The sequence below is a fragment of the Streptomyces caeni genome (assembly GCF_042678285.1).
Taxonomy (GTDB): Bacteria; Actinomycetota; Actinomycetes; order Streptomycetales; family Streptomycetaceae; genus Streptomyces; species Streptomyces caeni.
In genome coordinates this window covers 46,121-60,485 of record NZ_JBHUDX010000002.1, presented here as the reverse complement: position 1 = coordinate 60,485, position 14,365 = coordinate 46,121, and the positions used below count along the sequence as shown (strand labels likewise).

Sequence of the window (14,365 nt, the reverse complement as noted above, 5' to 3'; positions counted from 1 at the left end):
CGGTCACTACCGCTCTTCCTGCCTCCTTGAAGATCCAACGAAGCGGAAGGAAGAGCGGGGGCCGTCGAAATCATTCAGGCTCATCAGCCTGCCGCAGGATCCGGGGGACAGGCACGTGGCCATACTCGCTGCCGTGACGGTGGTGCTGACCGCCGCCGAGCGCCACCGACTGAAGAAGATGGCTTACGGGCACAAGACTCCACACCAAGCCCGGCAGCGTGCCGCAGTCGTCCTCCTTGCGGCACGTGGCCGGAGTAACGCCAGGATCGCTGCCGAGACCCACCTGCACGTGGACACGGTCCGGACCTGGCGCGGCCGGTTCGCCCACGGCGGGCTGCCGACCCTGGCCGACCGCAAGCACTCCGGGCGCCCCGCCCGTTTCACCCCCGTGCAGGTCGCCGAGGCCAAGGCGCTGGCCTGCCAGCTGCCCGCCGAGACCGGCGTGCCGTTGTCGCACTGGTCCTGCCCAGAGCTGGCCGCCGAGCTGACCGCGCGCGGGATTACCGATACCGTCTCCGCGTCCACGGTGCGCTGCTGGTTGCGCGAGGACGCGCTCAAGCCCTGGCAGTACCGGTCCTGGATCTTCATCCGTGACCCGGACTTCCGCGTCAAGGCCCAGCGTGTCCTGGACCTGTACGCCCGCACGTTCGAGGGTGTCCCGCTGGGCGAGGACGAGTACGTCGTCTCCAGCGACGAGAAGACCTCCGTCCAGGCGCGCTGCCGCTGCCATCCGACCCTGGCTCCGGGCCGGGCCAGGGCGATGCGCGTAAACCACGAGTACGGCCGCGGCGGCGCGTTGGCCTACCTGGCCGCCTACGACGTCCACCGCGCGAAGGTCTTCGGCCGCTGCGAGCCGAAGACCGGCATCGTCCCCTTCATGGCCCTGGTCACCCAGGTCATGACCACCGAGCCCTACGCGAGCGCCGGACGCGTCTTCTGGATCGTCGACAACGGCTCCTCCCATCGGGGGAAGAAGGCCGTCGACCGCCTGACCAAGGCGTTTCCGAACGCGGTCATGGTCCACACCCCTCTACACGCCTCCTGGACCAACCAGATCGAGATCTTCTTCTCGATCGTCCAGCGCAAGGTCGTCCAACCCAACGACTTCACGGACCTCACCCAGGTCCGAGACCGGCTCCGAGCATTCGAAGACCGCTACAACGCCACGGCACAGCCGTTCCAGTGGAAGTTCACCACCTCCGACCTGGACGATCTGCTGGCCCGGCTCGACCGACACACACCAGTCGACCGACAAGAAGAATCCTCCGTCGCCCTGGCAACCTGATCAACCCCCGAAGGACTTCGAGAGTCGACCACTTAGCCGGGCGGGCAGCCCCCTACCGGCCGCCCGAGGAGCGGGCCGCCGGCTCACGCACGCACGGCCGGAAGGCGTAGAGGGTCGCGCTACCGCCGCTCGGCGTAGCTGCGTATCTCAGTCCGGAACTGGCGCTCGAGAGCCCACGGTGCGAGAGGCACCAGCGAGGCGATGAAGGCGATCCCCACCGTTCGCCACGGCCAGTCCAGCGCCCTGCGCACGAGGGGCAGGAGGAGCAGATAGACGGTGAAGACGGTGCCGTGCGTCGCACCGATCACGGCGACCGCGGACGCGCCGGCACCGGTGAGGTAACGCACCAGGACCAGCACCAGGAGAGCGGGCAGCAAGGTCCCCTCGGCGACCGCCACCAGCCGGAATATCTGCAGTACGGCGAAGAGCCGCGCGCTGTATGTGGACATCTCGAACGGCCCGTTCCCTCCCATCCCTCCCACCGGCACAGCTGTTCGGTCACCATAGCGACCGGTGGAGGCGCCCGACCCACCAGGTCCCGGAAGACGGCCGGCGACTACGACTACGCAGAGCGGTCGTATGCGGACCCTGCCCTGCCCGGGTTGACGGGTGCAGGTGACCCCGTCCCCATCGAGCCTGATCGGGGGGACGCCTATGCGGGCCGCACGCAGCCCCGTACACATGGGCCCTCGGTCCGCAGCCCGCGCGCCCGGCGGCACGGCCCCCGCAGCCCCCGCAATGCCGCCTGTCGGTCGGCCCGGCCGGACCAGCGCCCACACGGAGCAAGTCGGCACCTCCCCCAACCGACCGCCGGTGATCGCCAGCCGGGACACCTCTGACTCGGCCGCCTCCGACTGCTCACGCAGCGCCGCCCGCCTGCAAATTGAGGGCGAAGAGATCCTCGACGGCTTCCCCCGCCCTGTGGTGGGGTCAGCTGTCCGCCGGACGGAGGCCGGCCTGCATGGCCGCGTCGGCGACCAGGTTGAACGCACGGTCGATCGTCTCGGCCGGCTCGGCGAGTCCGCCCTCGATCCAGGTGCGGATGGCGGTGATCATCATGCTCGCGATCATCGCGGCCAGCAGGGGCAAGGGCACGGCAGGCGTGAAGGCGGGCGGAACGCGGGCGGCCATGCGCTCGGCGAACAGGGCGGTCAGCTCGTCGTGCAGCGCGCTCAGGAACAGGGCCAGGCCGCGTCCTCTGGCCAGCGCCTGATACAGATCGGTGTTGGCGCCGATGTGACGGAACAGGGCGAGGCTGGGATTCGCCGACGCGGCTGGAGCAGGAGGCGACAGAGATCAACACCCAAAGCATGAATGTCATGCACGGTTCCCTTCGCCGCTGGCCACTGACTCCCCACTGCCTGGGGGTTCCGACGCTGGTCCCGACGGTCTGTCCACGGTTCTGCCCCACGGGTGTGATTCCTCCGGGCTGTCCCGTTCACTCGGTCTCCGTGAGCTGCGTGAGAGACGGTCGGAGCCGGTGCGCGAGTGCGGTGTCCCAGAGTTCGATCTCAGCTGTGAGCAGGCTGACTGCCGCCTTGAGCGCCCTGCGAAGTTCTTGCTCGGCCAGCGAGTGGACGAGTGTCGCTTCCAGAGGTGCTGTCAGGTCATCGGGCAGCAGATGGGCGCCCTTGGCGTAGGACGCGGGGTGGCCCAGGCGGAGGCAGGTCAGGGTGATCAGGTGGTCGCGCAAGGCGCTGATCCAGTGCTCGGCCTGCCAGCTCCGGCTTCTTTCGATGCAGGTCCGGGCGTGCAGCGCGTGGTGCCAGGACAGCCCGATCAGCGTGTCCGGGTCGGGTGTGGCGAAGGGGTCGAGGTCCGCTGTCCGGCCGAAGACCGTGTGCCATTGAGGGCCGCGCGGGCCGAACGCGGGTTCCGGGGAGAAGGTGAGGTCGACCTCCAGCCAGTCGGGGAGGAGAAAGACCCGGATGGTGCTGGGCGGCGATGCCAGGTCCCAGTGGTGCAGGGCACCGAACTCGTCGTAGAGCCGTTTGGTCCAGGAATCGACTTCCGGAGCGAGATCGCCGCGGACGGCGAGGACCAGGTCGATGTCCGACCAGTCGTCGCCTTGCCCGGCAGCGTGTGAACCGGTGAGTGCGGCGCCTGTGACGGAACTGTCGGTCCTGGCGAGGTCGAGCAGGCGTTCCCGGACGTGATCCTTTTTGTGAGAAGGCAGCATCGGCTCCTGTCCCTGTCCTGTACACGAAGAGGGGAAACCACTCGTCCACGGAGCATGATTTCCATCCCCGTGTCCCATGGGCCACGCGGTGGCCACCACTGATGGGAAGTGGCCACGCGTTGGGGGAACCTGCACACCGCTCAGCCCCCGTAAGCCCCCGAAGCCGTAAGCCGCAGTGCCGTGTCGATCAGCGGGACGTGGCTGAACGCCTGCGGGAAGTTGCCGACCTGTCGCTGCAGGCGGGGGTCCCACTCCTCGGCGAGCAGGCCGAGGTCGTTGCGCAGGGCCAGCAGCTTCTCGAAGAGCTTGCGGGCCTCGTCCACGCGGCCGATCATCGCGAGGTCGTCGGCCATCCAGAACGAGCACGCGAGGAACGCGCCCTCGTCGCCCGGGAGCCCGTCCACGCCCTCCTCCTCCCCGGAGGTCGGGTAGCGCAGGATGAAGCCGTCCGGGGTGGACAGCTCCCGCTGGATCGCCTCGATGGTGCCGATCACGCGCTTGTCGTCCGGAGGCAGGAAGCCCATCTGGGGGATCAGCAGCAGGGAGGCGTCCAGCTCCCTGGACCCGTACGACTGAGTGAAGGTGTTGCGCTCCTTGTCGTAGCCCTTCTCGCACACGTCCCGGTGGATCTCGTCGCGCAGGTCGCGCCACTTCTCCAGCGGGCCGTCCGCGTCCCCGGACTCGATGAGCTTGATCGTGCGGTCGACCGCGACCCAGGCCATCACCTTGGAGTGCACGAAGTGGCGCCGAGGCCCGCGCACCTCCCAGATGCCCTCGTCGGGCTCGTCCCAGTGCTGCTCCAGGTAGCGGATCAGCTTGAGCTGGAGCAGGGCCGCGTAGTCGTTGCGGGCCAGGCCGGTCATGTGGGCCAGGTGCAGGGCCTCGGTGACCTCTCCGTACACGTCCAGCTGCAGCTGGTGCGCCGCGCCGTTGCCGACGCGCACCGGTGCCGACTGCTCGTAGCCGGGCAGCCAGTCGAGTTCCGCCTCGCCCAGTTCCCGTTCCCCGGCGATGCCGTACATGATCTGCAGGTTCTCGGGGTCGCCGGCCACGGCGCGCAGCAGCCACTCGCGCCAGGCGCGGGCCTCATCGCGGTAGCCGGTGCGCAGCAGCGAGGAGAGGGTGATGGCGGCGTCGCGCAGCCATGTGTAGCGGTAGTCCCAGTTGCGGACGCCGCCGATCTCCTCGGGCAGCGAGGTCGTGGGCGCCGCCACGATGCCGCCCGTCGGCGCGTAGGTGAGGGCCTTGAGCGTGATCAGGGAGCGGATGACCGCCTCGCGGTAGGGGCCGTGGTACGTGCACTGCTCCACCCACTCGCGCCAGAAGTCCTCGGTCGCCTCCAGCGACTGCTCGGGCTCCGGCAGCGGCGGCGGCTCCTTGTGCGAGGGCTGCCACGAGATCGTGAACGCGATCCGGTCACCGGGCGCGACCGTGAAGTCCGCGTACGTGGTCAGCGACTTTCCGTAGGTCTCGGCGTGGGTGTCGAACCACACGGAGTCGGGCCCGGCGACGGCGACCGTGCGCCCCTCGTGCCGGTGCACCCAGGGCACCACCCGCCCGTAGGAGAACCGCATCCGCAGCGCGGAGCGCATGGGCACCCGGCCGGTGACGCCCTCCACGATCCGGATCAGCTGCGGGGCGCCGTCGCGGGGCGGCATGAAGTCGGTGATCCGGACCGTGCCGCGCGGGGTGTCCCACTCGGACTCCAGGATCAGGGACTCACCGCGGTAGGTCCGCCGGGTCGCGGCCGGCGGCCGGGCGTCCGCCGCGTGGGCCGGCCCCAGGCGCCAGAACCCGTGCTCCTCCGTGCCGAGCAGGCCCGCGAAGACGGCATGGGAGTCGAAACGGGGCAGGCACAGCCAGTCCACGGTGCCGTCCCGGCAGACCAGCGCCGCGGTCTGCATGTCTCCGATGAGTGCGTAGTCCTCGATACGCCCGGCCAATGCAACTCCAGTCGAACGGCCATGTCGCCCTGGCAGGGGCGGTCGGTCTTGCGGTCATGGGGTGTGTGGGAAACGCGTTGCCCACCGACCCATTCGTAAATGGTGCAGTCGATGTTCAACGAACTGACGAGCCCTTGTTGTTCCGGCACGTGCGGGGGTGGTGCCGTTTTCCGGGACCGCTCGGCAGTGAGTGTCCGAGCAGGATACGACGCACGTGGGGGATCCGCGTGCCGCTCCGGGCAACGAGACTGGTCCGAACGAGTGGGGCACGGGTGACCCGTCGCGGATACGTGGTGACGCATGTGCGGAGCGTGGCCGGGAGCGCCCCTGCCGAGGCGCTGATACCCTGGTAGCCCGTGGACCGGTGGGCACGAAACCCCCGAACCGCAGCGACGGCACCCCCGGAAACCCTTTGGGGGGTGATTCGTATCGCACCCCATACCGCGACCACGGGAGCCCCCTCTTGGCCATGCCGCCCACTGTTTTTCGAAACAGCACAGCCACGACGACCAAGCACATCTTCGTCACCGGGGGTGTCGCCTCCTCGCTCGGCAAGGGCCTGACCGCCTCCAGCCTCGGCATGCTGCTCAAGGCGCGGGGACTGCGCGTGGTCATGCAGAAGCTGGACCCGTATCTGAACGTCGATCCGGGCACGATGAACCCCTTCCAGCACGGTGAGGTCTTCGTCACCAACGACGGCGCCGAGACGGACCTGGACATCGGCCACTACGAGCGCTTCCTCGACCGCGATCTGGACGGCTCCGCCAACGTCACCACCGGCCAGGTCTACTCGACGGTGATCGCCAAGGAGCGGCGCGGCGAGTACCTGGGCGACACGGTGCAGGTCATCCCGCACATCACCAACGAGATCAAGCATCGCATCCGGCGCATGGCCACCGACGAGGTGGACGTCGTGATCACCGAGGTCGGCGGCACGGTCGGCGACATCGAGTCGCTGCCGTTCCTGGAGACCGTCCGACAGGTCCGTCACGAGGTCGGCCGCGACAACGTGTTCGTCGTGCACATCTCGCTGCTGCCCTACATCGGTCCCTCCGGCGAGCTGAAGACCAAGCCGACCCAGCACTCCGTGGCGGCCCTGCGCAACATCGGCATCCAGCCGGACGCCATCGTCCTGCGCTGCGACCGCGAGGTCCCCACCGCGATCAAGCGCAAGATCTCCCTGATGTGCGACGTCGACGAGGCCGCGGTGGTGGCCTGCCCCGACGCCCGCTCGATCTACGACATCCCGAAGGTCGTGCACACCGAGGGCCTGGACGCGTATGTCGTCCGCAAGCTCGACCTCCCCTTCCGCGACGTGGACTGGACGACCTGGGACGACCTGCTCGACCGCGTCCACAACCCCGAGCACGAGGTCACCCTCGCCCTGGTCGGCAAGTACATCGACCTGCCCGACGCCTATCTGTCGGTGATCGAGGCGCTGCGCGCGGGCGGCTTCGCCAACAAGGCCCGGGTGAAGATCAAGTGGGTCACGTCCGACGACTGCAAGACTCCGGCGGGCGCGAGGAAGCAACTGGCCGACGTGGACGGGATCTGCATCCCGGGCGGCTTCGGCGACCGCGGGGTCGCGGGCAAGGTCGGCGCCATCCAGTACGCCCGCGAGAACCGGGTCCCGCTGCTCGGCCTCTGCCTCGGCCTGCAGTGCATCGTGATCGAGGCCGCGCGCAACCTCGCCGGGATCCCGGACGCGAACTCCACCGAGTTCGACTCGGCCACCGCCCATCCTGTGATCTCCACCATGGCCGAGCAGCTCGACATCGTCGCGGGTGAGGGCGACATGGGCGGGACGATGCGTCTGGGCATGTACCCGGCCAAGCTGGCGGAGGGCTCCCTGGTACGCGAGGTGTACGACGGCAAGGAGTACGTCGAGGAGCGCCACCGCCACCGCTACGAGGTGAACAACGCCTACCGCGCCGATCTGGAGAAGAAGGCGGGGCTCGTGTTCTCCGGCACGTCCCCCGACGGCAAGCTCGTCGAGTACGTCGAGTACCCGCGTGATGTGCACCCCTACCTGGTGGCGACGCAGGCGCACCCCGAGCTGCGCTCCCGCCCGACCCGGCCGCACCCGCTGTTCGCCGGCCTGGTCGGGGCGGCCGTGCGGCGGAAGAACGGCGAGTGACACCGGGGCTGTACGGTGGCCGGGGCGCGCGCCCTTCGGGAGGCGTGCCCCGGTGTGCGTGAGGGCGTGGGAGGAACAGGGCGACATGACGATCAAGGACACCGCCGAGGAGTGGGAGGTCAGGGCGAGCGAGACCCCGTTCGTCGGCAACAAGACCTCCGTCCGCACCGACGACGTGGTCATGCCCGATGGCACGGTGGCCCGCCGCGACTACCAGGTGCACCCCGGTTCGGTGGCCGTCCTCGCCCTCGACGACCAGGACCGTGTGCTGGTGATCCGGCAGTACCGCCATCCCGTGCGCCACAAGCTCTGGGAGATCCCCGCCGGCCTGCTCGACGTCCCCGGCGAGAATCCGCTGCGTGCCGCTCAGCGCGAGCTGTACGAGGAGGCGCACGTCAAGGCCGAGGACTGGCGTGTGCTCACGGACGTCTACACGACGCCCGGCGGTTGCGACGAGGCCGTGCGCATCTTCCTGGCCCGTGATCTGTCGGAGGCCGACGGGCAGCGCTTCGAGGTCGAGGACGAGGAGGCCGACATGGAGGTGGCCCGCGTTCCGCTCCAGGAGCTGGTGGGCGGCGTCCTGGGGGGCGACCTGCACAACAACTGCCTGGTGGTGGGTGTCCTCTCGCTGGTCGCGGCGCGGAACGGCGACGGGCTGGACGCGCTGCGCCCGGCCGGGGCGCCGTGGCCTGCGCGCCCCTTCGACGTCTGAGACCGCGCGCCGGGAGCCGCCGGGGCCGTGTACCGGGAGCCGCCGGGCCTGCGCGCCCCTTCGGCGTCTGGGACCGCGCGCCGGGAGCCGCCGGGGCCGTGTACCGGGAGCCGTCGGGACCGCGTACCGGACCCGGCGTCGCCCTGTCCCTTCGAGGACGCGGGATCGGGCCCCGCCCGCCCGGTGCGGATCGCACCGCCACACGACACCCCCGGTCGTACCATCAGGTGATCCGATCGAGGGATATGCCCGCCATGCTCCGCCGGGATCGTCGCAGAGCGTGAACTAGGCTCTGATCAACGACCCGCCCTAGGCCCGGCGGGCCCGTGTGCGCAGTGGGACGGGAGTGTGGCCCGTGACGGATCAGGCGGTGGACACAGGCGGCGGCGAGCTGCCGGGGAGCGAGCTGCCTCCCGCCGCCACGGAGAATCATTTCCTTGGACGTACAAGGGAGTTGAAGGAACTCCGCGCCGACATCGAGCGTGCCGGACTGGACACCATCGCCGGCCGCAAGGCGCCCCGCGCCCGGGTACTGCTCATCGCGGGCCGGCCCGGATCCGGCCGCACCGCGCTCGCCGAGGAGCTGGTACGCCAGGTTGCGGACCGTTACGGGGACGGCGTGCTGCGCGCCCGTCTCAGCGAACCCGACGGGACGCCCGTACCGGTCGAGCGCACCGTCCGCGAGCTGCTGACCGCCCTCGGCCTGCCCAGCCCGGCCGGCGCCGACGAGGACGAACTGGCCCAGATCCTGCGCGAGGCCCTCGCCGGTCGCCGCGTACTGCTCCTGCTCGACGACGCGGTGGCCGCCGAGCAGGTCGACATGTTGCTGCCGGACTCGCCCGACTGCCTCGCCGTGGCCGTGTCCGAAGGCCCCCTGACCGGCATCGCGGACGTCCGCCCCTGCACCCTTGGCGGCCTCGACACCAAGTCCGCCCTGGAACTGCTCACCCGTCACACCGGCTCCGTGCGCATCACCGTCGACCCCCTGGCCGCCGAGGGGCTGGTCGAGGAGTGCGCGGGCCAGCCCGCCGCGCTCGTACTCGCCGGAGGATGGCTGGCCGCCCGTCCCAAGGCCGCCGTCGCCGACCTCGCCAAGCAACTGCGGGCCGGGGACGACGGACCCCCTCTGGTCCGCGTCTTCCGGTTCTCCTACGAGGGGCTGCCGAGCACCGCCCGGCGCCTCCTGCGTCTGCTCTCCCTCGCCCCCGCCGGCCTCGCCGACCCGCACACCGCCTCCGCACTGGCCGGCTGCTCGGTCGAGGACGCCCGCACCGTCCTCGACGACCTGGCAGCCCTCGGTTTCCTGCGGCGCCTGGGCTCGCCGCTGCCGCAGTACGAGGTCCCCGGCTGTCTGCTGCCCATGGTCCGCACCCTCGCCGAGAGCCAGGACCGGCCCGGAGAACTGCAGCTGGCCCGCGCCCGGATGCTGGAGCGGACCGTACGGCTGCTGCAGTCCTGCCGCGTGATCACCGAGACCGACAGCCCGCAGGCCCGCGAGAGGCTCGCCGCGCTGCCCCGGTCCCTGCGGTTCCCGAGCCCCCGGGCGGCCGAGGACTGGCTGCGCGCCCGGCAGCCCGCGCTGCTGGCGGCGGCCCGGCTCGCGGTCCTGGACGGTCAGCTGGACACGCTGGCCCGCCGCCTGCTGGCCGCGCTGGTGAGGGCCATGGTCGCCCACTTCGGCGCCCGGGCCGCCGCACCGGAGCTGTACGGCGTCCACCGGCTCGTCCTCGACATCGCCGAGCGGCGCGACCTGCCCCGCGAGCGGGCGGCGGCCCTGCTGAACCTCGGGGACCTGGACGCGCAGACCGGCCGCACGACGGAGGCGCTGGCCCGCTACCGGGCCGCCCTGGACGCCGGACGGGAGGCGAACGACCCGTACGCGACGGGCCGCGCGATGGAATCCGTAGGCGGTGCCCACCAGCAGACGGGGGACTACGACCGGGCCGCCGACTGGTACGGCCGCGCCCTGGTCCAGCGGCTCGCCCGCGACGAGGACGCGGACGCAGCCCGGCTCTACGGCCGCATCGCCGCCGCGCACACCTACGCGGGCCGCTACGGCGAGGCGCTGCGCAACTGGCGCGCCGCGATCGCCCTGCACCGCAGGAGCGGCGATGTCGCCGCCCACGCGCGGGCGTTGAGCGAAGTGGCCAGGGTGCAGGAGTACGCGGGCCGGCTCGAGGAGTCGCTGCACACCTGCCAGCAGGCGGTCGAATGGGCGCGGCGCGCGGAGGACGCCCGGCTGCAGGCGGCGCTGCAGCTGCGGATGGCCGACACCCTGGAGCGCCTCGGCGACCCGGCGGCCGCCCGGCTGCACCGGGGCGTGGCCGAGCGCATGCTGGGAGACGGGTGTGAGGAGAGCGCCCCGACCCGGGAACACCACGCTAACGCCTGCGAAATCCGCAGTACATCCGCCGAAGATTAAAGTAATGAAAGGCTAGACAGCTAGAAATCCTTCATTAGACTGGTTCCGCCGCCGGTTCTCCAGCGGTGTCTCCCGGTGCGCTCCCTTGTGTCCCGGCATGACATGCAATGACCGGGCATGTGCCGCCCTGGGCATGCACAGCCCCAGAACCCTCTGAGCCAAGGACCGTGATCGACGTGAAGGTCGGCATTCCCCGCGAGGTCAAGAACAACGAGTTCCGGGTGGCCATCACCCCTGCCGGCGTGCACGAGCTGGTGCGCCACGGCCACCAGGTGGTCATCGAGCGGAACGCCGGCGTCGGCTCCTCGATCCCGGACGAGGAGTACGTGGCGGCCGGGGCGCGGATCCTTGAGACCGCGGACGAGGTCTGGGCCACCGCGGACCTGCTGCTGAAGGTCAAGGAGCCCGTCGCCGAGGAGTACCACCGGCTCCGCAAGGACCAGACGCTCTTCACCTATCTGCACCTGGCCGCGTCCAAGGAGTGCACGGACGCGCTGCTGGAGTCCGGCACCACGGCGATCGCGTACGAGACCGTGGAGCTGCCGAACCGCGCCCTGCCGTTGCTCGCGCCCATGTCCGAGGTCGCGGGCCGGCTGGCCCCGCAGGTCGGCGCCTACCACCTGATGCGCGCGGCCGGCGGCCGGGGTGTGCTGCCCGGCGGCGTCCCGGGCGTGCCGGCCGGCAAGGCCGTGGTCATCGGCGGTGGCGTCTCCGGCTGGAACGCCGCCCAGATCGCCATCGGCATGGGCTTCCACGTCACCCTGCTCGACAAGGACATCAACAAGCTCAAGGAGGCCGACAAGATCTTCGGTACGAAGATCCAGACGGTCGTCTCCAACGCCTTCGAGCTGGAGAAGGCGTGCCTCGAGGCCGACCTCGTCATCGGCGCCGTGCTCATCCCGGGCGCCAAGGCCCCGAAGCTGGTCACCAACGAGCTGGTCTCCCGGATGAAGCCCGGAAGTGTCCTTGTCGACATCGCGATCGACCAGGGCGGCTGCTTCGAGGACTCCCGCCCGACCACGCACGCCGAGCCGACCTTCCGGGTGCACGACTCGGTCTTCTACTGCGTCGCCAACATGCCGGGTGCGGTGCCCAACACCTCCACCTACGCGCTGACGAACGCCACCCTGCCCTACATCGTGGAACTCGCCAACCGCGGCTGGGCCGAGGCGCTGCGCCGTGACGCCGCACTGGCCAGGGGTCTCAACACCCATGACGGCAAGGTGGTTTACAAGGAGGTCGCCGAGGCGCACGGTCTGCCGCACGTGGACCTGGAGTCCCTGATCGGCTAGGCCCGGCCAGGCGGCCGCCGGCCCGCTCCGACGGGCCGTGGCCACAAGGCGACAGGTCAACTCACCTCGTCAACACGGCGAATCCGGCCGGACCTTGCCCGACAAGGTCCGGCCGGCTGTGTGTATGGTCACTTTGCGGCACTCGTTCAACTCGCCTCGAACGTAACCCTTCAACCGTTTCGCACACCGGTGAAACCTGGCGAACGATGCCCGGACACCCTTGACAGGGGGATGTTTCATTGCCGACACATCGGGCCGGGTCCGGCGGATTGTGTTGCTGCGGACCGCCGACACGCCATAGAGTCGCCAACCGTCGGCATGGTGCCACGCTGACCTATCTAGAAGTTACCTGGTCACCAAGGAGGTAAGACGACTTGTGAATGAGTCGACATTTACTCCCGGGGGTGGTCAACCAGGAATGCCTACGCGGGGCGCGGGTCCCACGGGGCTCGAGGCTGTCGGCTCCGTCGCTGTCCGTACCTTCGCTGCCCACCAGAGCCGGCGCCCCCACCTGGCTCAGACAGCACACCAGAGCTTGGATGGCCAACACGTGAACGCCATGGCCGGCAACGGAAGTGGCGAGGTCCACGACCACTTCGCCGACTACGACGAACTGCCCGACGGGCACTTCTACGACCCGGACGCCGAATACGAGCCGGATCCCGAGTACGCGGCCACGCTCGCGCCCGACGCGGCCCGCCAGCGCCGCGAACGCATCGGCCCCACCGGCCGTCCGCTGCCGTACTTCCCGATCCCGGGCCCGCTGACCGACCACGGCCCCGCGAAGATCATCGCGATGTGCAACCAGAAGGGCGGCGTCGGCAAGACCACGTCGACCATCAACCTGGGCGCCGCGCTCGCGGAGTACGGGCGCCGGGTGCTGCTCGTCGACTTCGACCCGCAGGGCGCGCTGTCCGTGGGCCTCGGCGTCAACCCCATGGAACTCGACCTCACCGTCTACAACCTGCTCATGGAGCGGGGCATGTCCGCGGACGAGGTCCTGCTGAAGACCGCGGTCCCCAACATGGACCTGCTGCCGAGCAACATCGACCTGTCGGCGGCCGAGGTCCAGTTGGTGTCGGAGGTCGCGCGCGAGTCGACGCTCCAGCGGGCACTCAAGCCGCTGATGCCGGACTACGACTACATCGTCATCGACTGCCAGCCCTCGCTCGGCCTGCTCACCGTGAACGCCCTCACGGCGGCGCACAAAGTGATCGTGCCGCTGGAGTGCGAGTTCTTCGCGCTGCGCGGTGTCGCACTGCTCACCGAGACCATCGAGAAGGTGCAGGAGCGGCTCAACCCGGAGCTGGAGCTCGACGGCATCCTCGCCACGATGTACGACTCCCGGACCGTGCACAGCCGTGAGGTCCTCGCGAGGGTCGTCGAGGCGTTCGACGACCACGTCTACCACACGGTGATCGGCCGGACCGTGCGCTTCCCGGAGACCACCGTCGCCGGTGAGCCCATCACCACCTACGCCTCCAACTCCGTCGGTGCCGCCGCCTACCGCCAGCTCGCCAGGGAGGTGCTCGCCCGGTGTCACGCCGAGTGAGTCTGCCGGGGGCCGACGAACTGTTCCGTACCACCGGGGGAATGGCGCTCCAGGCGTCCACCCCGAGGCGCCAGGCCAACGGCGAGGCCCGGGTGCCGGCCCCCGCGGGCGAGAGCGATCCGACGGCCGCGGCGGAGGACGCACCGCCGTCGGTGCCCGTGCAGGGCGGCGACGGGGAGGGCGACGAGCACGTCGCGGCGGACCCCGCGGAGTCGGAGACCGGGGAGTCCCGCACGCGGGCGGCCACCGCCGAACGCCCCGCGCGGCGCCAGGCGCCGCAGGAAGGTTCTGGCGGGTCCTCCGGGGCCCAGCCGCGCAAGCGGGGGCGCGCGGCCGGGCGGCGGCCCAGCGGGCGGGAGCGGCACGACGAGAAGATCACCGTCTATGTGTCCGCGGAGGAGCTCATGGACCTGGAGCACGCGCGTCTCGTGCTCCGGGGCGAGCACGGGCTCGCGGTCGACCGCGGGCGGATCGTGCGCGAGGCGGTCGCCGTGGTCCTGGCGGATCTGGAGTCCCGCGGGGACGCGAGCATCCTCGTGCGTCGGCTTCGGGGGCGTTGAGCAGGTAGCCTGCGACGGCCATGACCTCGTACGACGGCTCCCCTCCCGCCACCGGCTCCGCCGGCCGCCGGCGCACGCTGGGGCGTGGGCCCGGGGCCGCGCCCCCGGTCGAGCCGAGGCCCCACGACGACGCGCCGCGGTCGGTGCCTGGGTCTCAGGACGGCGCGCCGCGGTCGGTGCCCCGGCTGCCCACGGCAGCCGCGCAGTCCGCGCCCGCGCGGACCCCAGTCGGCGCTGGAGGTGGTGGGCGAACCGTCTCCACCGCGCCGACGACCGACGGCCC

11 protein-coding genes are annotated in these 14,365 nt (G+C 70.5%); 7 read left to right on the top strand and 4 right to left on the bottom strand.

Going from position 1 to position 14,365, the window contains the following annotated elements:
- Nucleotides 1-115: 115 nt before the first annotated feature.
- On the top strand, nt 116-1,285 hold the full coding sequence (locus ACFSL4_RS00890; RefSeq protein ID WP_381077033.1) for an IS630 family transposase: 1,170 nt from the start codon (nt 116-118) through the stop codon (nt 1,283-1,285).
- A gap of 119 nt (nt 1,286-1,404) precedes the next feature.
- Here ACFSL4_RS00890 and ACFSL4_RS00885 read toward each other — a convergent pair whose 3' ends face one another.
- The 4 genes from ACFSL4_RS00885 to ACFSL4_RS00870 form a co-directional block, all read right to left on the bottom strand.
- Complete coding sequence (locus ACFSL4_RS00885) at nt 1,405-1,734, bottom strand: DUF3817 domain-containing protein (RefSeq protein ID WP_381077031.1); 330 nt, start codon at nt 1,732-1,734, stop codon at nt 1,405-1,407.
- A 481-nt stretch (nt 1,735-2,215) separates the two neighbouring features.
- Nucleotides 2,216-2,533: a TetR-like C-terminal domain-containing protein gene (locus ACFSL4_RS37660; protein WP_465269745.1), complete on the bottom strand. Its 318-nt coding sequence runs from the start codon at nt 2,531-2,533 to the stop codon at nt 2,216-2,218.
- A gap of 190 nt (nt 2,534-2,723) precedes the next feature.
- Entirely contained in the window at nt 2,724-3,464 is a 741-nt protein-coding gene (locus ACFSL4_RS00875; protein ID WP_381077026.1) for a hypothetical protein, read from the bottom strand.
- 140 nt (nt 3,465-3,604) lie between these two features.
- Complete coding sequence (locus ACFSL4_RS00870) at nt 3,605-5,407, bottom strand: glycoside hydrolase family 15 protein (RefSeq protein WP_381077024.1); 1,803 nt, start codon at nt 5,405-5,407, stop codon at nt 3,605-3,607.
- A gap of 469 nt (nt 5,408-5,876) precedes the next feature.
- On the opposite strand from ACFSL4_RS00870, the gene ACFSL4_RS00865 reads away from it, so the two are divergent.
- From ACFSL4_RS00865 to ACFSL4_RS00840, 6 genes are all read left to right on the top strand, one after another.
- Nucleotides 5,877-7,544 (top strand): CTP synthase, encoded by a 1,668-nt coding sequence (locus ACFSL4_RS00865; RefSeq protein ID WP_381077021.1) that lies wholly within the window; start codon nt 5,877-5,879, stop codon nt 7,542-7,544.
- Nucleotides 7,545-7,629: 85 nt separating this feature from the next.
- The gene (locus ACFSL4_RS00860; protein WP_381077019.1) at nt 7,630-8,256 is read left to right on the top strand and encodes an NUDIX domain-containing protein; all 627 of its coding nucleotides are present in this window, start codon (nt 7,630-7,632) and stop codon (nt 8,254-8,256) included.
- A gap of 355 nt (nt 8,257-8,611) precedes the next feature.
- Nucleotides 8,612-10,678, top strand: coding sequence for a tetratricopeptide repeat protein (locus ACFSL4_RS00855; protein WP_381077016.1), 2,067 nt, complete (start codon nt 8,612-8,614; stop codon nt 10,676-10,678).
- A 167-nt stretch (nt 10,679-10,845) separates the two neighbouring features.
- Nucleotides 10,846-11,970, top strand: coding sequence for an alanine dehydrogenase (ald, locus tag ACFSL4_RS00850; RefSeq protein WP_381077013.1), 1,125 nt, complete (start codon nt 10,846-10,848; stop codon nt 11,968-11,970).
- Between the two features lie 418 nt (nt 11,971-12,388).
- Nucleotides 12,389-13,522, top strand: a complete 1,134-nt coding sequence (locus ACFSL4_RS00845) for a ParA family protein (protein ID WP_381077010.1) — start codon at nt 12,389-12,391, stop codon at nt 13,520-13,522.
- Nucleotides 13,507-14,082: a hypothetical protein gene (locus tag ACFSL4_RS00840; protein ID WP_381077007.1), complete on the top strand. Its 576-nt coding sequence runs from the start codon at nt 13,507-13,509 to the stop codon at nt 14,080-14,082. The genes ACFSL4_RS00845 and ACFSL4_RS00840 overlap by 16 nt, the downstream gene beginning before the upstream one ends.
- The last annotated feature ends 283 nt before the right edge of the window (nt 14,083-14,365 follow it).